Source organism: Pedobacter frigiditerrae, from assembly GCF_032678705.1.
Taxonomy (GTDB): domain Bacteria; phylum Bacteroidota; class Bacteroidia; order Sphingobacteriales; family Sphingobacteriaceae; genus Pedobacter; species Pedobacter frigiditerrae_A.
Window position 1 is genome coordinate 279,085 of the sequence record NZ_JAVTSS010000002.1, and the last position, 19,318, is coordinate 298,402.

A 19,318-nucleotide genomic window follows, 5' to 3' on the forward strand; every position below is an offset into this window, starting at 1 on the left:
TTTGAGATTTGAGATTTGAGATTTGAGATTTGAGAAATGCTTCTCTATCTATACCAGTCTCACATCTCATATCTAGTGTCTCAAATCTAACTTAGTTTAACTCCACATCTTTCAACAGGCTGTTAACCAAATCCTGTTGTTTTGCTTTATCATCTAACTGGCTACGTAAAACGCGTTCTGCAATATCTAACGATAAAGTAGACACCTGTCCTTTTAATTCAGCCAATGCTGCTTTCTTTTGATTTTCAATCTCGATACGAGCTTTTTCAATCAATTTAGCACCTTCAGTTTGAGCTGAAGTTTTTGCTTCGTTAACAATGCTATCTTTAAGAATTTTAGCTTCTTTTAAAATCTCATCGCGTTCTGCACGGGCTTGTTTCATTAACTCTTCATTCTGAGAAGTTAAACGAGCCATTTCTTGCTTAGCTAATTCAGCTTTGTTTAACGCGTCATCAATAGATTGCTCACGTTCTTTAATAGCAGCCAATACTGGTTTCCAAGCAAACTTGCCTAAAAGGAACATTAACAATAAAAATGCTATTGTTTGAAATACAACTAAACCAACTTCAGGTATTAATAAATCCATTTCTGTATATATTATAATTTTTTCTTGTTTCAAATAATAACCATTCTGTAAAACAATCTTCTACAGAATGGTTAAGGGTGTTATTACATTAACGCAACAACAACCGCGAATAAAGCAACCGCCTCAACGAAGGCAGCAGCGATTAACATCGCAGTTTGAATTTTTGAGGCAGCTTCTGGTTGACGAGCGATACCGTCCATAGCAGAACCACCAATACGACCGATACCTAGACCAGCGCCAATCGCAGCTAATCCTGCACCTACTGCAGCAATACTTCCTGTAATCATGATTTTATATATTAATTGTTTTTAAAAAATATTCTAATTAGTGGTGGTGTTCTTCTACTGCCATTCCAATAAATAAGGCAGATAGAATTGTAAATATAAACGCTTGAATAAATGCAACCATTAATTCAATTCCTCCAATAAAGATGGCGAACGGAATAGAAGCTGCAGAAACCCAAATACTGTTGAAGACGAAGATTAGGCAAATTAACGAAAGCACCAAAATGTGACCCGCTGTAATGTTTGCAAACAAACGTATCATTAATGCAATTGGCTTAGTAAAAATACCAATCAATTCTAATGGCATTAAAAATATCTTCATTGGAACTGGCACACCTGGCATCCAAAAGATGTGTTTCCAGTAGTGCTTGTTACCATTAAATATCGTGATTAAGAAAGTAGTAACCGCTAGAACCATAGTTACCGCAATGTTTCCTGTTAAGTTTGCACCACCTGGTAAGAAAGGAACTAATCCTAACATGTTATTAAACCAGATGAAAAAGAAAACAGTTAATAGATATGGCATGAAACGCTCATGTTTATGACCTAAGTTTGGCTTAGCAATATCGTCACGAACGAAAAGAATGATTGGCTCTAACCAAGACTGTAATCCTTTTGGAGATTTACCTTGACGTTTTTTGTATCCGTTAGCAACGCTGATAAACACCACCAACAATAAAACTACCGAAAGTAATAACGTACAAGTGTTTTTAGTTAATGAAAAATCTAAAGGACGAGCATTTTTTGCATGATGTTTTTCATCCAACTCTACATATTGACCGTGCTCATTTGCAGTTGCAGAAGCCAAATAAATTTTCTCATGCATTTTAACGAAACGCTCTCCGTTTCTTTCAACTACAACTTTAGCATCATCATCATGATGAAAATCACTATCATTAAAGGTTACAACTTTGCCGTTTGCATATAGAATAATTGGTAAACCAATATAGGTTTCACCAATTACATGCCAACTATGAGAATCAGCGATGTGATGTAAGGCAAACTTACCAATCTCAAACTTTTTCTTCTCTGATGTTTCAGCATGAGTTTCCTCAGCTTTATGAGCAGTATCAACTTGTGCTTTTGCACCAAGCGAAACCATCAAAAACGCCGAAAAAAGCGTAAAAACAACAATTAACCTTCTAAACTTAAACTCAAAAACGTGGCTACAATCCATTTACTCGCAGATTTTTACTATTTATTTTGGTGGCGCAAGTTACGTAACAAACCGTATATTTCAAAGAAGGTGAACAATAAATATAAAGAAAAAAAGTTGAAAATGAAAACCAAGTCCTTTTCATCAGTATTTACGCCACTAATTAGGACTTTTTTTCTTGTATTTAGACTGTATATCAACACGAAAGCCATAGAGAAAAGCATCTTCACTGCAATTGACCCCATAATTGCTAAAACCCCAGTTTCGGGATTACGTTTGATACCTAAAAAAGCTAAAATAAAAGCCACAAAAGTCAATCCACCCAAAAAGCTAAAAACCAACCAAAACTTGTCGGCTAAAAGTTTAACGTCAGTAAATAGATGAGGTAATGATAAAGCAATACCAGCAAGCAATGCCGTGTATAAAACGTAATATAAAATGAATCGTTGTAAACCCAAACCCTTAAATTTTAGCAAAGGTAATATTTAAATCGTTGTGCTTTTTGAAACTTACAAGATTTTGCCAAGAACCACTGCCGCTGTAATATAAACCTTATTGAAGCGGAAAGCTCCCTTTTTTCTAGGGACTTGCAGCGCAAAGAAGGGCTATAATTGCCAAAAGCTCTACACATTCTTTTTCAATGAAATTTAATTGCTGTCTTTATTTAGGGAGCGCACCACTTGATACAAAGAAATAATAACACCTACCAAACCCAAAATAGCGGTAAAGATAAATTTACTACCTCCCCTATGTTCATCAATTTTATAACCAATAAAGGAAAATAAGCCAATTGTTGCCAACATTTGAAAAGCAATACCAGAATACTTTGCAAAATTAGTCGCTTGTTTTTTTGGCTCACTGTCTTTCGGGTTCATCATATTAAATTATCTGTATAAAAATATACCTATTTATTAAGAATTAATGGGCGAATAAAATATTTTTGCATACATTTTGTTATATTGTATTCATACACAAACTATAGATTCTTGAACAAACTTTCGAAAATTAGTTTTAAATTCTTTTTGGCCTGTCTAAGCATTACTGCTTTGTATGCTTGTTCTACGCAAAAAGATAATCCAACAAATAGGGGTTTACAAAATCTATCTGCTAGGTATAACTATATCTATAACTCAAATGTTTTATTAAACACTTATCAGGATGAGCTTTCTTCGAGCTATCAAGACAAATTTGATGAGTTTTTATCTGTTTATATAGCACCAACCACTGCCGATTTTATCACTACAACCGCTCCTGTAGGGAATGTTAAGGCATTAGATGAAATTACTCAAAAGGCGCAAATGATTATCGCCGAAAAAGGCTTGAGCAATTATGTGGATGAAGCTTATATGCTGTTGGCCAAAACGAATTTTTACAAGGGAAGTTATTTTACCGCTACAGAATATTTTGATTATACAGCTAAGGCATACAAGAAAGACAAAAAGGTTTACTTGGCCGCAATGACTTGGAAAGCGAGAAGCTTAATGCAGCTTAAAAATTTCGAACTAGCTGCCAAGGTTTTAGATACCGTTAAATTACATTTAGATTCAGTAAAAAACGAAAAAGCCGAGCCACTGGCAACCTTAGCTCAAATGAGCATTTACCAAAACAAGTATAAAGATGCAATTGGTTACTTAGAAGAAGCAATTAGGGAAACGAATAAAATGGATAGTAGAACGAGGTGGCCATATATTTTAGCTCAACTTTATGAAAGTGAGAAAGAATATGATGCCAGCTTAAAAAACTACACCAAGGTTGAGAATAGCAATGCGCCTTTTGAAATGTACTTTAATGCCAAGTTGAGTAAAATTAGAATTAACGATTTACTGAACGACCAGTCATCTAACAGAAAGCAAGCTTTATTAAAGTTATTAAAGGATGATAAAAACTTCGACTACACCGACCAGATTTATTATGAGGTAGCCGAAGATTATTTTGGTGATAAAGACTTTGCAAAGGCTGAAGAATATTATAAGTTGTCTGCTAGAAAAAGCACCAGAAATCAATATCAAAAAGGATTGTCGTATTTAAAGCTGGCTGAACTTAACTTTAAAAATTTAGGGAATTATGTGAATGCGAAACTATATTATGATAGTGCAGCAACTACTTTGCCTAAAACATATCCAAGTTATGAGGCAATTCTAAAAATCAGTCAGAATTTAGAATACCTAACACAGCGTTACCAGTTAATTGCAGAGCAAGACACCTTGCAGATGATTGCTCGTTTGCCACAACAAGCTCGTGAAAAGAGAATTAACGAGATTTTTGAGCCAAAGGTTATTCCAAATGCAAATATTAAGGTAAATAATAGAGACGTTAAGGATGAGGATGATAAATCCCAAAAAAGTGGCACTTTCTATTTCAATAATATTTCTGCCGTTAGTAGAGGATTTACCGATTTTAAGAAACGCTGGGGAAATAGACCACTAGAAGATAATTGGCGCCAAAGCATTAAATCTTCACAGCAAGTTAATCAGCAAAACCAAGCTAATGTAATTGATAATAACCAAGCCACAGGAAATGGTCAGGTTGCTAATGATGGAATAGGTGCAAAGGTTGCTGCTTACACAGCTAAGCTACCCCTTACAACAGATTTACTACAGAAATCCGACCAGCAAATTATTGACGCTTATTTTGAGATTGCCGCATTTTATCAGCAAGTATTGGGTGATGAGCAAGAAGCGATTAAGGTTTATGAAACTTTGTTAGCCCGTTACCCACAAAATAATCACTTAGATGCTGTTTATTATAGCTTATACCTTGGCTATAAAGACAATTATCCAGCAAAATCAGAAAGTTTTAAAAACCTAGTGCTGGCTAAATTCCCTGGTTCGGTATATGCGAAAACTATTTTAGACCCTAATTTTTCTGCAAAACAAAACGCACTTGATGCAGAAGTAAATAAAGTTTATAATACCGTATTCGCCAATTACGAGAAAAAAGAATTTAACACTGTAATTAATGCCGTTAATGAAACAAATGCTCGTTTCCCTGGAAACTCCTTACAGGCACAGTATGATTATTTGAAGGCAATCGCCATTGGCAGAACACAAAATGTAGATAGTTTATTACTAGCTTTTAATAACATTTTAGTTAAGTACCCAAATGACCAATTGATTAATCCTTTGGTAAAAGACCATTTAAAATACATTGAGGCAAACATAGGTGTGTTTAAAGCAAGAAAAATTGCTTTAATAGATTTTGACCCGTCTGAACCTCGATTTATAGCTCAGCAAAGTAACGTCGCTGTTCAGAAACCTCAAGCACAGCCTGTTAAAACAGAGCCAACAAGTCCTGTGGTGCAACCAGTTATTGTCGAGCCAAAAAAAGAAATAGTTGTAAATAACCCACCAATTAACAATCCGCCTGTACAGCAAGTACCAGTTCAAACTAACCCAGTTAACGAGCCTGCTAAACAAGTTGTAGTAGATGATTTGTTCAGCAAAGCTGAATCGAATATTTATTATTATGTAATTGCTGTAAATGACATGAGCTTAAGTGTAAGTTCATCTCGTTTTGGAGTTGGACAGTTTAATAGGGGAAATTATTCTGGCACTGGATTAAAACATCAATTACAAGAACTACAAGACGACCAACTTATATATGTTGGAAATTTTAATACGTTAAGTGAAGTAAAAACCTATGCTGAAGGTATAACAACGCAATTAACAAGAATCATGAAAGTTCCTGCTAGTACCTATAAAGGTTTTTATATTACTAAAGAGAACTTCGATAAAATAAAAAACAGAGAAACATTAAATAGATATCTTGAGTTTTTCAAGGTTAATTATTAATACAGAAAATGCGTAAACAACCTCTATCACCAGAAGATATAAAGAAATATAACCGTAGGCTTTGGAAATTGCTTATCGGCGGACTGCTATTTTTTGCCCTATTTATTGTGCTGATAGGTTTCGGTCTTTTTGGCGAGATTCCATCTTTTAGAGCGATTGAGCATCCCAAAAGTAACGAAGCAACCGAAATCTTTTCGGAAGATGGCAAAGTTTTAGGAACCTATTTTGTTAAAAATCGCTCTAATGTAAATTACAGTCAAATCTCACCGAATGTGATTAATGCGTTAATTGCAACTGAAGATGTCCGTTTCCTTTCACATTCTGGAATAGATTTTAAAAGAACCTTTACCATTTTTGCATATATCTTAATCGGCAAAAAACAAGGTGGAAGTACGATAACCCAGCAATTGGCGCTAAACTTATTTTCTGATGAAGGAAGGCAAAAGAATTACTTAAAAAGAGTTATTCAAAAGTTTCAAGAATGGGTAATTGCAGTAAAACTGGAAAGAAACTATACGAAGGAAGAAATCATTACTATGTATTTAAACACAGTTGATTTTGGAAACCAGGCATACGGAATTAAATCTGCGGCCAGAGTTTATTTCAATACAACACCAGATAAATTAACGGTGCCTCAAGCCGCAGTTTTGGTTGCCATTCAAAAAGGTGTAACAAGGTATTCGCCGACCAGGAATCCAGTAAGGGCATTAGCTAGACGTAATACCGTGATGGCATTAATGGTTAAAGCTGATTTATTAACACAAGCAGATTTCGACGCTGTAAAAGACAGACCCTTAGATTTACACTTTAATGCAGCGACAACGAATGAAGGAATTGCGCCTTATTTTAGGTCTGTTCTAAAATCTGAAGTAAAGAAAATTTTAGAAGAACGTTCTATAACAAAAAATGGGGTATCGTATGATTTAGATAGAGATGGGCTGAAAATCACTACCACTATTAATTATGATATGCAGGTTTATGCAGAAGAAGCTCAAAAAGAGTATATGAAGATTCTTCAAGCTCAATTTGCAAGAAGCTGGAAAGGTCGCAATCCATTTAAAGGAATGGAGCTACAGATTGAGCAAGGCATAAAACGATCTGATCGTTACAAAGCCTTAAAGCTAGAAGGAAAATCTGAAGAAGAAATTAAAGAAGATTTTAATACAAAAAGTATGCTTTCCATTTTTACTTGGAAAGGGAATATTGACACGTTGATGAAACCAATCGACTCTGTTAAATATTACAAACTATTATTGCGCAATGCGATGATGGCAATGGACCCAAAAACAGGCTACATTAAAGCTTGGGTTGGCGGCATAAACTTCGAACATTTTAAATACGACCAAGTTAAAATGGGAACACGTCAAGTTGGTTCTACCGCTAAACCATTTACCTACACTGTAGCTGTAGAGAATGGAATATCTCCTTGCCTAACAGTTCCAAATGTGCCAGTAACCATTTCAAATCCTGGTAGCGAAGATTGGACACCACGTTCTTCGGGAACCTTGCCTGGCTCTATTACCTTGCAAAAAGCTTTGGCTTACTCTCAGAATTACATTGCCGCTTACTTAATGCAACAGGTGGGCGCACCCGCAGTAGCAAAACAAATTGTAAAAATGGGCATCACTTCTGATGTGCCCGTTGTACCGTCTATATGTTTAGGTTCTTTTGATGCTTCAATTTATGATATGGTAGGTGCTTATGGGGTTTTTGCCAACAGAGGTGCTTGGACACAACCTACCTATATTCTAAAAATAGAAGATAAAAATGGTGTGGTTTTATATGATAGTAAGCCTGTTATCAAGGTAGTTATGAACGAAGAAGTTGCTTATGTAATGACTAGAATGCTAAAGGGCGTAATTACTGGAGGTACAGGTTCAAGGTTAAGTTATAAATATGGGGTGAATGCACCAACTGGTGGAAAAACAGGAACAACACAAAACAACTCTGACGGTTGGTTCATGGCAATCACACCTGATTTAGTGGCTGGCGTTTGGACTGGTTGCGAAGATAGGGCATTTCATTTTACGAGTACAAGAGATGGTGAGGGCGCTAATTCTGCCTTACCAATTTATGCTGGCTTTATGAAAAGAGTTTACGCAAATCCAAGTTTAAAAATAAGCAAAGCTGATTTTGAGCCACCAAAAAGCGGTGTCTCTATAGTTTATGATTGCAATCAATACCTTCAACCAGAACAAGGTACGACAGAGCTTGATAAAAAACTAGGCTTTTAAAATCGTCCTAATTCATTTAATCATCCTTTAATGAGTGCTTTCGATTATAAAAAGGCATTGGCCGATATTCCGCATAAACCTGGTGTTTACCAGTATTTTGATACGGATGACTTGCTTATTTACATAGGTAAGGCTAAGGACTTGCGGAATAGAGTTGGCTCTTATTTTAATCAAGACAGTCAGTTTAATGGAAAAACGCGTGTTCTTGTTTCCAAAATCAGAAGAATAAGTTTCACTATAGTTGATACCGAGATTGATGCTTGGCTTTTAGAAAATAGCTTAATTAAAAAGCATCAGCCACGCTACAATATCATGTTAAAAGATGATAAAACATACCCATGGATTATCATTAAAAAAGAACAGTTTCCAAGAATCTATTGGACTAGAAAATATATAAAAGATGGCTCTACTTATTTTGGGCCCTACGCCTCTGTAGGAATGATGCACACCATCCTTGATTTAATCAAAGAGACTTATACCTTAAGAACCTGCAATCTGCCGTTAACACCACAAAACATAAACGATGGCAAGTTTAAGGTTTGCTTAGAATATCAAATTGGAAACTGTAAGGGTCCTTGCCAAAATTATCAAACAAAAGAAGATTACGACCAAAATATAGAGGAGATAAAAGACATACTGAATGGTAAAATTGGGAATGTAATTCGTAGTGTTAACCAAGTTATTAAAACTGCATCTGAAGATTTAAACTTTGAATTGGCTCATTCCTACCAGCGAAAGTTGGGTGTGTTAGAAAAATATCAAAGTAAATCTACCGTGGTTAATAGCGCCATTACAAATATTGATGTGGTAAGCATTGCATCAGATGAGCGATATGCTTTTGTGAATTACCTAAAAGTGATGAATGGAAGCATTATTCAAACCCAAACTATTGAAATAAAAAAACGTTTGGATGAAACTGATGAAGAACTTTTAACTATTGCCATTACTGAATTTAGAACTAAGTTTAAAAGCACGTCAAAAGAGATAGTAGTCCCATTTCCAATTTTGTTGGTTGATGAAAACTTGAAATTGATTGTTCCTAAATTGGGTGAGAAAAAGAAACTTTTAGAGCTTTCACAAAAGAATGTATTGTTCTTTAAAAAAGAGAAATTAAATCAATATGAAAAGCTAAATCCTGATTTAAGAACTGACCGAATCTTAAGTCAGATGCAAAAAGACTTAAGGTTAACTCAATTACCACAGCATATAGAATGTTTTGATAACTCTAACTTTCAAGGTAAATATCCAGTTTCTGCAATTGTAGTATTTAAGGATGCTAAACCCAGTAAAAAAGACTATCGCCATTTTAATGTTAAAACCGTTGAAGGTCCAAATGATTTTGCCACAATGGAAGAAGCTGTTTACAGGCGCTATAAACGAATGTTGGAAGAAGAGGGTACATTGCCCCAATTGATTATAATTGATGGGGGTAAAGGTCAATTATCTTCGGCAGTTAGCAGCTTAAAAAAACTAGGGATTGATAAGAAAGTAACAGTCATCGGCATTGCCAAAAGATTGGAAGAATTGTATTACCCAGGAGATAGCTTTCCTTTATATTTAGATAAGAAATCGGAGACCTTAAAAGTTATCCAGCAGTTGCGTGATGAAGCTCACCGTTTCGGGATTACATTTCACAGGAAAAAAAGAGACCAAGGCACACTTAAAACTGAATTGGAAATTATTCCAGGCATTGGAAAAACTACCGCCGACAAACTTTTAGTCAAATTTAAGTCTGTTAAAAGAATTAAGGAAGCCAAAGAAGAAGAGTTGGCTCAAGTTCTCAACAAAAAACAAATCATCGCCTTACACGATTATTTCAAGGCATAAAAAAACCCAATGTTTTCACATTGGGCTAACAAATATCTTAATGGCTAGTATTCCCAGAGACCTTGCTCAAAATCTGCGATGTATTTCTTCCATCGCTCTGATTCTAACAACTGGTCTTTTGAGTTTGCTAAGTAATCTTTAAATCTTTCATCAGCTGTATTAGAAACCTTAGTGATATTGCTAAAGAACAATCGTCTTACAAACACATCATCAAAGTTAATTCCAGAGTTGTCATTGTTATTGTTAGCCACTTTGGTTTTAACCAAAATATGCCTTAAATCATCAAAATATAGCCAACCAACTGCTGGTGTTCCCAATGTATCAACTCTAGGTTTTCCAGAAACTGGATCTAAAAGTGGATTTCCATTGTTATCTTGAGGGAAACTCAATTGCATAATAACTGGAGCAATACCAACAATGCGTGGTTCAAAAATTCCTCTTCTGATGTCCAAAATCCAATCTTCTTTAATTCTCAGAGCGATAAAGCGTTCCTTAAAAAATTCATTATCTGCTCTATTTAATTCTTTTGTAGCTTGATTCTCACCTAAGAATGCACTATCAACAGCAGAATAAGAATTTGTTTTTGCTGTAGCGTCCTTTTTCTGACTGATTGGCTCACCTTGAAAATCTTCATCCGCTGGTGCATATAAGTCTAGCTCACCATTACTAAGCGCTTTATAAATTACACCAATTAGATTTACTTTTGGAGATGCCATTATTTCGTTACCACGGTCGCGAAGGTCAATCTCACGCCACACTCTTTTAGTAAAATAAACATCTTCTTTATTAACTACAGAATAAGGCACAACAGTATCAGCTACATTTTCTTCTCTAAAGATAAAGCCATCCTTTTTTGGAAGCTTTTTCTTTGGAACAACCGTGTTACCTGCTGGTGGGTTACCAGGTGTTTGAGCAAAAGTAATAACTGTTGCCAAACTAAATATGGATAGAAAAAATATTTTTTTCATAGTTTTCTAATTTATGGTAAATACCATCGAGTTTAATGATGGAGTACGCCCATCTGGCATAGCTGCTTGTATGTTCTCAATATAAACAACCGATTTGTAAGGTAAAGCAGCCAAAGCTGCTTTTGCTGCTCCACTAAAGGAATCTCCTTGACAAGCAAAAGATTGAGGATCTTGACGTGGTTTTACAATTACTACATTAAATCTTGTTACCCTTACCTTAATATCAAACTCAAAATTTTCTAATACTGCTGTAACTTGACCATCTCCAATTTTATTTCCTGAGATAATACCACCCATTTTTCCAGCAAATTTAGCTACCGGATTAGGGATTGGCTTAACTCTAAATGCATTGCTACCTAAACTCAATGTTTTCCCATCTACGGTTCCTGATACATTAATGGTTACTTGTTGCCCAACCATGCTGCCAGGAACGTTTACTATATAATTACCAGCACCTCCAGACATTGAACCACCACTTATACCAGCTTTAATGCTTTCCAAAGAAAATCCAGGAGCTGAAACAGAAAATGGATTTGGAATACCTGCATAAATAACATTTAAGTTTTTAGATGACACCGTTGCAGAAGGTTTAGCTACTTGATAAGTAATAGGCTCTGTATCATAAGTTTTAACTTCTCCATCGGCTTGCTTAACCCTAATTGTACCTTTCCAGGTAAATGACCCAACACTTCCTGTACCACCTGTATATGTTCCTACTCCATCCTTTACAGCTAGAGCACTTCCACCTACAGTAATACTTGGATTAGATTTAGAATCACTTGCAGTTAAAAACACTTCAGCTTTGTAAGGTTGTCCTTGAATTACATAACTACCAGATGGAACCGCAACCGCCTTAAATCTATCAAGAGTCATTTGAGTAGGATTTAGCTCACCAAATATTTTTTTAACAACCTCGGCTTCAGCATTTTGCAAATCAGCTTGAATTTTAGTTAAAATAGTATTAGCAGCTGTTAATGGTGTTCCCTCACCAAAATTAATATCTTCCCATTTGCTTTTTCCGCTAACGGCTTTTTTAGGATCTGTTGCATCTAATGAGAACGAAACATTTCCCCTGTCTTTTGGGTCAAGCAAAGCAATTAACTTTGCTCTTGTTTCATTAATTTTAGCCTTTAGCTTTTCTCCTTCTTTTTGATTAATCATAATTTGCTGAGCAATATCCATATTATCTCTCAACATTAAGTCGCCAGTTTCAGGGTTTATCCCTTCACCTTTGTCCAAAAACTCATCTTTTAATCGTTGAATGTTCTTATTCAATTCATCAGCATAGTTTTTAGCTTTTTGTGCCTTATCCCAAAGAGGTTGAGCACGTTCAGGCTTATTCTTTAATTCAGTATCTCTGAATGAGTTAAAAAGCTGATCTAAGCTAGAGCTTACATTAGTTTTAGAGGCATCTAAACTATCGTTAATGTTCTTAAAAGCATTCAAAATTGTATCTGAAACGTTTAAGGCAAGCATAGCCAACAATACCAAATACATGATATTGATCATCTTCTGCCTTGTCGTTTCTTTTCCTCCAGCCATGTTTAATTAATTTTGCGTTTACGGTTAATATAATTTAAATTAATTAAATACGAGGTTGGTTCATGGCAGTTAACATATTGCCATAAATTGCGTTTAATGATGCTAGATTCTTAGCTAATTTGCCAACTTCTTCCTTGAATTGTTTTGAGTCTTCCATAGACTCGTTAAAGTTGCCCATAGTTAAAGCAAGGTTTTGATAGAATTTGTTCATCGATTTTAAGTGTGCGCTAGAATCTTGTAATTCTAATTCATATACCGCATTTAAAGCAGATAGATTTTTAGCTAAATTATTTACTTGATCGTGGTAAGCTTTAGAATCAACATTACTTTCACCCATCTCAACTAATTGAGCAGTTGCTTTACCAAAAGCTGAGCTTAAATCATCAAAGCTTGCAGAAGCAGTTTTAACTTTCCCTGTAAATTCGTTGGTTGCTACCGCAGCATCTGTTACATTAGATATTGTCGCCACTTTGTCACCAAAAGTACGCAAACCAGTACCTAAGCTTTCTATCAATTCAGGGCCTATTTTCGCATCTGACAGCATTTTATCCAATGCTCCAGTAGATGAAAAACCCGAAGAGGCCACTTGTTGTTGTTTAACAACTTTATTAGGCTCAACGCCATCACCTAATTCTGGATATACTTTTTCCCAAGGTAATTCTGGTTCTGGCGGGAAAAATCCTGTTAAAAAGAATAATATTGCTTCAACTCCTAATCCAATTCCAATGAACCAGTTAGCTAGTGGGCCGCCCAAGTGAAGGATTTTCGCTAAAGCTCCAATAATTACGATACTCGCACCCCATGAAATTGCTACGTGTAACCAGCCTGGTTGTTTTTTTGCCGCCATAATCTTTTAAAAAGTTTGTTTTATTTTATTGAGTTGAATTTTAGTTTAAAGAATTACCAGGAAAATCAGACACACAACGGAAACCGATGTATGACCTAGCTTTATCTTGATATTCGTAAGTACCAACAGAGTTTTGTAAGAATATACTCATGTCTTTCCATGAACCACCTCTTACTACTTTCGCACCCTTTGCTGTACTTGTATAATTTGGATTAAAATCTAATAACAAAGCAGTTGCCGATTTGTTATAAGCAGTAACGGTCCACTCAGCAACATTACCAGCCATATTATATAAACCATAGTCATTTGGAAGGTAAGCACGGGCATCAACAGTATACATACCTCCATCGTCAGACAAGTTACCTCTACCAACTTTGAAGTTTGCCTGTAAACATCCTTTTGTATTCATGATATAAGGACCGCCCCAAGGATATTTAGTTTTAGTTCTTCCTCCTCTAGCTGCATATTCAAATTCTTGATCGGTTGGAAGCCTGTATTTTAATCTACTGTTTTCAGGAAGTTTTCTTGCAGCAGCAACATTACTATACAATCTTGTTCTCCAATTACAAAACGCTGTTGCTTGATCCCAAGTTACCCCTACTACAGGATAACGATCGTAAGATGGGTGATTAAAGTAAGCCTCAACCATAGGGTCATTTTGTGAATAAGAATAATCTCTCTTCCAAACCATAGTATCCGGATAAACACTTATTGAAGGATGTTGATTTGCTTTTCCAGGAGTAGGATTATCTGTGTAAGTTTGGATAAAATCTTGTCTGCTTTTTGTTGGATCATTTTCTCCAGCTAAAGCCAAGTCCTTATCTAAATAGCTGTAAGCATATTTTAACTTCCTAACATCAATTTCATTTTTACCTGGCAGTGCATCATTACCAGCATAATACATATTTTGTAGTCTAGCTTTAAATGCACTATTTCTGCCCCAAAGCACATTCCCATTGCCAACAGTTCTCCAGTTAATATCCTGCTGTGATGTTGTCACGGCAGGTCCGCCGGCAGCGGCTGCAGGAACAGGTTTAAAAAGTGTTGGCGCACCAGATGGGCCTAACGAATAAACAGCTACAGAGTCTCTAACCCAATTTACAAACTGCCTGTATTCTGCATTTGTAATCTCAGTTTGATCCATATAAAAAGCGCTGAACGATGTCATTCTGGCTTGATTTCCTGAATAGAAACTCATATCCTCATCAGATGTGCCTATTAATGTTCTTCCTTGAGGAATAAAAACCATACCCAAAGGAATAGTTTTATTCTTGAACTTTCTATTAAATGCGCCAACTAGCTCACCTTGCGTACCACCGCCACAGCTAGCCAGAAAACCACATACAATAAAAAAACTTAGAAGGTATATCTTTCTCATAAAATCAGTTAAAGCAATATCTTATTATTTTAATAGCAATTTTATCGAATATCCTTGATATAAACAATTATTTGGTCAAATAAAACCTCAACCATTTTATTCAAAATACTTTCTCGATCAAAACTTTATAACAAGTTATTGAAAATAAATCAATTATTAAATTTTTTCGTAAAAAAGAAAATGTGCCTTTTAAGCACATTTTATTATAAAAGACTGTTAAGTAACGTTTGAATTTTCAAAAAATTACTTATTTGATTTTTTTATATAATTTTCTATCGCCATAATCATAGATGGAGCTGCAGGACTAGGGGCTGCAATATCTACAATTAAGCCAGCATCAGTAGCGGCTTTGGTTGTATTCAATCCAAAAGCAGCAATCCTTGTATTGTTTTGCTTAAAGTCTGGAAAATTAATATATAATGATTGGATACTTGAAGGGCTAAAGAAACCTATTACATCATAAAAAACCTCTGCCAAATCAGATAAATCACTAACAACTGTTTTAAACAAAACTGCCTTAACAAAGTCATATCCGTTTTTTTGCAAAAAGTTCATCGTATCTTCTGTAGCAACATCAGAGCATGGGTACAAGAATTTTTCTGCAGCGTGTTTCTTCAAAACTTCAGCTAAATCAGATGCGGTTTGTTTACCGAAAAATATCTTACGTTTTCTGTATTGGATATATTTTTGAAGATATAAAGCCGTTGATTCAGAAATACAAAAATATTTCAGTTCAGCTGGCACATCGTATCTCATTTCTTCACAAATTCTAAAGAAATGATCAACAGCATTACGGCTAGTAAAAACAACTGCTGTAAAATCAGCCAAATTGATTTTATCTTTTCTGAAATCTCTGGCAGGAACACCTTCAACATGAATAAAAGACCTAAAATCTATCTTCACATTATATTTTTTTGCCAGATCAAAATAGGGCGACTTCTCTGTTTCGGGTTTTGGTAAAGTGATCAGTATACTTTTTACTTTACGTAACCTATCTTCGTTCTTTTCCTGCATTTTAACTAATTACCTCTTAAAATCCTATTGCCTTGATTAATATTAATATAGGGCAAATTTCGAGGGTGCAAAAGTACAAAATTAAATACACTTTTGAAAACCTATAATTAGATAAAATATTTATCCCCACCCTAATAAACTGAAAAATGAATATAACTGTGATTAAAATAATCGCAATTGCGATGTATATCTGCCCACTTTTTAATGGGGATAAGGCAAAAGCGACAACTAGCGGAATAAACAATAAAGACGTATTAAAGTAACTTAAATATAATATAGATACATATTCTCCAACTGGCTTTTGGATATCAAAAATAAACCCTAACAATCTTAACAAGACAATTTTTAACACATATAAAACTATGATAAGAACAGAAACCGTAATAAAAAACTGAAATCCACTCTTAGCATATTCCAAGCCTTGATATTGAGCTACCAAGTAAAAAAACATCCCGATAGTAAAGCCAAACTGTATAAAAAGAAGTAAAAATGGCCAGGAATTAAAGAGATTATCTTCTTTATTTAAGTTACCTAATGCTCTATTGCTAAAAAAAGACTGCACAATGGCCATGAGCTGTTTTGAAAATGCATTTTTTAAAACTGCAAACATTACCAATAAGAAAGCTACGATACCTAATACCCATATTTCGCCTCTTGGCAACAATTCTCCTTTTTGGCGAGGGTCTTTACTAATGGTGCTTTGAAGAAATTTTTCTACTAAAGTTTTAAAATCACCAGTTTCATATCCATAACCCATGCTTAGGCTATCTGCAATTTGCACTTTAGTTAGCGAGTCTAATGGTCGTAAATTTTGTGGCGTAACGGTATCTATCGGAGCAACTATTGCAGAATCTAGACTATCGGTATAAAGCGCATTTTGTTGTAATGAATCGATTTGTAAAGGAGTTTGTTGTGCATTAAGGAGCAATACAAATCCTCCTAAAACAAAAAAAACAAGCAACATTATCCTTTTATACATTCTAATGATTACGAAACCAATACCTTTTCTAAAACGCAAATTTACGCTTTATCTTTTGTTTTAAGTAGGGCTTAAATTAATTTATCTTTGCGCAATGGCCGGTATTTATATCCACATCCCTTTCTGCAAAAAAGCATGTACTTATTGCGATTTTCATTTTACTACTTCACTTAAATATGTGGACGAAATGACTGATGCCATTTGCACGGAAATAAGGCTAAAAAAAGATAGGCTAAACGGTCAACAAGTAGGAAGTATTTATTTTGGTGGTGGCACGCCATCTGTTTTAACTTCGGCTTCTTTAGCAAAAATTTTTAATACACTTATCGATTGTTTCTCTATATCAACCGATGCTGAAATTACGATTGAAGCTAATCCAGATGACTTAGATATAAGAAAGATTAGTGAATTGCGCCAATTACCTATCAACAGATTTAGCATTGGTATTCAATCTTTTTTTAATGAGGATTTGGTCTGGATGAACCGAGCACATAATGCCGATGAAGCAGAAACTTGCATAAAAAGAAGTCAGGATGCAGGTTTTGAAAATTTAAGCATCGATTTAATCTATGGCTATCCTTTACTAACTGATGAAAAATGGCTTGCAAATATAAACCAGGCAATAGAATTACAAACGCCACATATTTCTGCTTATTCACTAACTGTCGAAGTTAAAACTGCTTTGGCAAATGCCATTCAAAAAGGGAAACAAACGGGCTTAAATGACGAGCAAAGTGCATCTCAGTTTTTAATACTAACTGAAAAGCTGGCTAAGGCAAATTTTGAGCACTATGAAATCTCTAACTACAGCTTAACAGGACGATATGCCGTTCATAATACAAATTATTGGAAAGGCATTCCTTATTTAGGTATCGGTCCATCAGCACATGGATTTGATGGTTTTAACAGATACATAAACATAGCAAACAATGCAAAATACTTAAATCAACTAGCTGATAAAAAGCTAGCAGAAACCGTTGAAGAATTGACTGAAACGGATAGATTTAATGAATACATTATGACTTCTCTTCGCACCATGTGGGGAACAGATTTGAATAAAATAGCTGCTGATTTTGGCAAACAATTTTCAGCCCAAGTTCAAAAAGACATTAAACCATTTCTGGCTAAAGGTCATTTAGCTTTGGCTGATAACATCATAAAATTAACAGATGCTGGAAAATTATTTGCAGATGGTATTGCTGCTGAACTTTTCGCAGAAAACATAGATTAATCGTAATTTACGTTATGAAAGATAAAATTGTTTGGATTACTGGTGCATCATCAGGAATTGGCGAAGCCTTGGTTTATGCATATAACGCTGCAGGTGCAAGGCTGATTATATCTTCACGTAATCAGGATGAACTTTCTAGAGTAAAATCTAACTGTAATAATAATTTTGAAGTCCATATATTACCATTAGACTTAAAAGATAGCGATTCTCTATCCAGCAAAGCTGAAGATGCAATTCGCATTTTTGGAAGAATAGATATCTTAATTAATAGCGGTGGGATTAGCCAAAGAAGTTTAGCGCTCGAGACAGATTTAAAGACGGAACAACGCTTTCTCGATATAAATTTTTGGGGAACAGTCATTTTAAGTAAAGCAGTTTTACCTCAAATGTTAGCCCAAAATAGTGGAAGCATCGTTTGTGTAAGCAGTTTAGTTGGCAAGTTCGGCACTAGATATCGCTCTGCATACGCTGCTTCCAAACACGCCTTACATGGTTATTTTGACTCACTTCGCATCGAGCTTGATAATTCAAACATTCATATCATGCTAGCCTGTCCTGGTTTCATTAGAACAAATGTTACTATCAATGCTTTAACAGCTGACGGCTCAACGCAAGGTACAATGGATGATGCCCAAGAAAATGGAATGTCTCCAGCTGTATGTGCCAAGCAAATGATAAAAGCCATCAATGCTAAAAAGGAAGAAGTTTATATCGGTGGCAAAGAGACAAAAGGGGTTTTACTTAAAAGGTTCTTTCCTAAATTATTTTCTAAAATTATCCGAAAAGCAAAAGTGACCTAAGCTAGAATTGTTTTTAAATAACTATAAATCAAATATTTAAAAATAAATTTTACTTTTTTTAATCCATAAGATTTTATTCTCCGTAAGTGCTTCATATCAAAACTAAATAATATGAAAAGAATATTCCTATCCCTATTTGTCATAGCAGCTATGGCATTTTCAAGCGAAGTTTACGCACAAAAAAATCCTATGGTTGGTGGTGCAGCAATGTATGCCAATAAAGATATTGTAGACAATGCGGTAAACTCTAAAGACCACACTACATTAGTTGCGGCAGTAAAAGCAGCTGGACTTGTAGAAACATTAAAAAGTGCAGGACCATTTACTGTTTTTGCACCAACCAACGCAGCATTTGATAAATTGCCTGCAGGAACTGTAGATATGTTAGTGAAACCTGAAAACAAAGCTACTTTAACTACTATTTTAACTTACCACGTTGTTGCTGGTAAAATGGGAAGCAAAGAAATTGCTGCAGCAATTAAGGCTGGTGGCGGTAAAGCAGAATTAACAACTGTACAAGGCGGAAAATTATGGGCTTGGATGGAAGGCAAAGCTTTAATGCTTAAAGATGAAAAAGGCGGCATGAGTAAAGTAACTATTGCAGACGTTTTTCAAAGTAATGGCGTTATTCACGTTGTTGATACTGTTTTAATGCCAAAATAAGCAATTAAGCATTTTAAT

The 19,318-nt window shown here is 35.1% G+C and carries 17 protein-coding genes; 6 read left to right on the forward strand and 11 right to left on the reverse strand.

Features of this window, described 5'->3' with window-relative positions; genetic code table 11:
- Positions 1-91 precede the first annotated feature (91 nt).
- The 5 genes from R2Q59_RS11860 to R2Q59_RS11880 all read right to left on the reverse strand — a co-directional run bounded on the left by R2Q59_RS11860 (position 92) and on the right by R2Q59_RS11880 (position 2,904).
- Positions 92-586: a F0F1 ATP synthase subunit B gene (locus R2Q59_RS11860; RefSeq protein WP_316769158.1), complete on the reverse strand. Its 495-nt coding sequence runs from the start codon at positions 584-586 to the stop codon at positions 92-94.
- 83 nt (positions 587-669) lie between these two features.
- Positions 670-870 carry an ATP synthase F0 subunit C gene (gene atpE, locus R2Q59_RS11865; protein ID WP_055132568.1) on the reverse strand — a complete coding sequence of 67 codons (201 nt, stop codon included), beginning with the start codon at positions 868-870 and terminating at the stop codon, positions 670-672.
- 40 nt (positions 871-910) lie between these two features.
- Positions 911-2,047 (reverse strand): F0F1 ATP synthase subunit A, encoded by a 1,137-nt coding sequence (gene atpB, locus R2Q59_RS11870; RefSeq protein ID WP_316769160.1) that lies wholly within the window; start codon positions 2,045-2,047, stop codon positions 911-913.
- Positions 2,048-2,064: 17 nt separating this feature from the next.
- Entirely contained in the window at positions 2,065-2,502 is a 438-nt protein-coding gene (locus R2Q59_RS11875) for a hypothetical protein (RefSeq protein WP_316785646.1), read from the reverse strand.
- A 171-nt stretch (positions 2,503-2,673) separates the two neighbouring features.
- The gene (locus R2Q59_RS11880) at positions 2,674-2,904 is read right to left on the reverse strand and encodes an AtpZ/AtpI family protein (protein ID WP_316769164.1); all 231 of its coding nucleotides are present in this window, start codon (positions 2,902-2,904) and stop codon (positions 2,674-2,676) included.
- A gap of 108 nt (positions 2,905-3,012) precedes the next feature.
- Between R2Q59_RS11880 and R2Q59_RS11885 the strand changes: the two genes are divergently transcribed.
- The 3 genes from R2Q59_RS11885 to uvrC are packed head-to-tail and all read left to right on the forward strand — an operon-like array spanning position 3,013 to position 9,878.
- Complete coding sequence (locus R2Q59_RS11885) at positions 3,013-5,817, forward strand: gliding motility protein (protein WP_316785647.1); 2,805 nt, start codon at positions 3,013-3,015, stop codon at positions 5,815-5,817.
- An 8-nt stretch (positions 5,818-5,825) separates the two neighbouring features.
- Positions 5,826-8,051: a transglycosylase domain-containing protein gene (locus R2Q59_RS11890; RefSeq protein WP_316785648.1), complete on the forward strand. Its 2,226-nt coding sequence runs from the start codon at positions 5,826-5,828 to the stop codon at positions 8,049-8,051.
- Between the two features lie 30 nt (positions 8,052-8,081).
- A complete protein-coding gene (uvrC, locus tag R2Q59_RS11895; RefSeq protein WP_316785649.1) occupies positions 8,082-9,878 on the forward strand; it encodes an excinuclease ABC subunit UvrC in 1,797 nt (598 codons plus the stop codon).
- Between the two features lie 44 nt (positions 9,879-9,922).
- On the opposite strand, the gene gldN is transcribed toward uvrC, so the two are convergent.
- From gldN to R2Q59_RS11925, 6 genes are all read right to left on the reverse strand, one after another.
- The gene (gldN, locus tag R2Q59_RS11900) at positions 9,923-10,846 is read right to left on the reverse strand and encodes a gliding motility protein GldN (protein WP_316769173.1); all 924 of its coding nucleotides are present in this window, start codon (positions 10,844-10,846) and stop codon (positions 9,923-9,925) included.
- Between the two features lie 6 nt (positions 10,847-10,852).
- Positions 10,853-12,388: a gliding motility protein GldM gene (gldM, locus tag R2Q59_RS11905; protein WP_316769176.1), complete on the reverse strand. Its 1,536-nt coding sequence runs from the start codon at positions 12,386-12,388 to the stop codon at positions 10,853-10,855.
- Positions 12,389-12,431: 43 nt separating this feature from the next.
- Positions 12,432-13,235, reverse strand: coding sequence for a gliding motility protein GldL (gene gldL / locus R2Q59_RS11910; RefSeq protein ID WP_316769178.1), 804 nt, complete (start codon positions 13,233-13,235; stop codon positions 12,432-12,434).
- A gap of 40 nt (positions 13,236-13,275) precedes the next feature.
- Positions 13,276-14,613: an SUMF1/EgtB/PvdO family nonheme iron enzyme gene (locus R2Q59_RS11915; RefSeq protein ID WP_316769180.1), complete on the reverse strand. Its 1,338-nt coding sequence runs from the start codon at positions 14,611-14,613 to the stop codon at positions 13,276-13,278.
- A 243-nt stretch (positions 14,614-14,856) separates the two neighbouring features.
- The gene (locus tag R2Q59_RS11920) at positions 14,857-15,627 is read right to left on the reverse strand and encodes a uroporphyrinogen-III synthase (protein WP_316769182.1); all 771 of its coding nucleotides are present in this window, start codon (positions 15,625-15,627) and stop codon (positions 14,857-14,859) included.
- A 16-nt stretch (positions 15,628-15,643) separates the two neighbouring features.
- A complete protein-coding gene (locus R2Q59_RS11925) occupies positions 15,644-16,606 on the reverse strand; it encodes a DUF4271 domain-containing protein (protein WP_316785650.1) in 963 nt (320 codons plus the stop codon).
- A 94-nt stretch (positions 16,607-16,700) separates the two neighbouring features.
- Between R2Q59_RS11925 and hemW the strand changes: the two genes are divergently transcribed.
- The 3 genes from hemW (at position 16,701) to R2Q59_RS11940 (ending at position 19,300) form a co-directional block, all read left to right on the forward strand.
- Positions 16,701-17,837: a radical SAM family heme chaperone HemW gene (gene hemW / locus R2Q59_RS11930; protein WP_316769186.1), complete on the forward strand. Its 1,137-nt coding sequence runs from the start codon at positions 16,701-16,703 to the stop codon at positions 17,835-17,837.
- Between the two features lie 14 nt (positions 17,838-17,851).
- Entirely contained in the window at positions 17,852-18,637 is a 786-nt protein-coding gene (locus R2Q59_RS11935; RefSeq protein ID WP_316785651.1) for an SDR family oxidoreductase, read from the forward strand.
- A gap of 111 nt (positions 18,638-18,748) precedes the next feature.
- A complete protein-coding gene (locus tag R2Q59_RS11940; RefSeq protein ID WP_316769191.1) occupies positions 18,749-19,300 on the forward strand; it encodes a fasciclin domain-containing protein in 552 nt (183 codons plus the stop codon).
- The last annotated feature ends 18 nt before the right edge of the window (positions 19,301-19,318 follow it).

Coding starts and splice junctions, on each gene's coding strand:
- R2Q59_RS11920 (WP_316769182.1), bottom strand. CDS start 15,627: ATGCAGGAAAAGAACGAAGATAGGTTACGTAAAGTAAAAAGTATACTG.
- gldN (WP_316769173.1), bottom strand. CDS start 10,846: ATGAAAAAAATATTTTTTCTATCCATATTTAGTTTGGCAACAGTTATT.
- atpB (WP_316769160.1), bottom strand. CDS start 2,047: ATGGATTGTAGCCACGTTTTTGAGTTTAAGTTTAGAAGGTTAATTGTT.
- hemW (WP_316769186.1), top strand. CDS start 16,701: ATGGCCGGTATTTATATCCACATCCCTTTCTGCAAAAAAGCATGTACT.
- R2Q59_RS11890 (WP_316785648.1), top strand. CDS start 5,826: ATGCGTAAACAACCTCTATCACCAGAAGATATAAAGAAATATAACCGT.
- gldL (WP_316769178.1), bottom strand. CDS start 13,235: ATGGCGGCAAAAAAACAACCAGGCTGGTTACACGTAGCAATTTCATGG.
- R2Q59_RS11940 (WP_316769191.1), top strand. CDS start 18,749: ATGAAAAGAATATTCCTATCCCTATTTGTCATAGCAGCTATGGCATTT.
- R2Q59_RS11925 (WP_316785650.1), bottom strand. CDS start 16,606: ATGTATAAAAGGATAATGTTGCTTGTTTTTTTTGTTTTAGGAGGATTT.
- gldM (WP_316769176.1), bottom strand. CDS start 12,388: ATGGCTGGAGGAAAAGAAACGACAAGGCAGAAGATGATCAATATCATG.
- R2Q59_RS11880 (WP_316769164.1), bottom strand. CDS start 2,904: ATGATGAACCCGAAAGACAGTGAGCCAAAAAAACAAGCGACTAATTTT.
- R2Q59_RS11860 (WP_316769158.1), bottom strand. CDS start 586: ATGGATTTATTAATACCTGAAGTTGGTTTAGTTGTATTTCAAACAATA.
- R2Q59_RS11915 (WP_316769180.1), bottom strand. CDS start 14,613: ATGAGAAAGATATACCTTCTAAGTTTTTTTATTGTATGTGGTTTTCTG.
- uvrC (WP_316785649.1), top strand. CDS start 8,082: ATGAGTGCTTTCGATTATAAAAAGGCATTGGCCGATATTCCGCATAAA.
- R2Q59_RS11935 (WP_316785651.1), top strand. CDS start 17,852: ATGAAAGATAAAATTGTTTGGATTACTGGTGCATCATCAGGAATTGGC.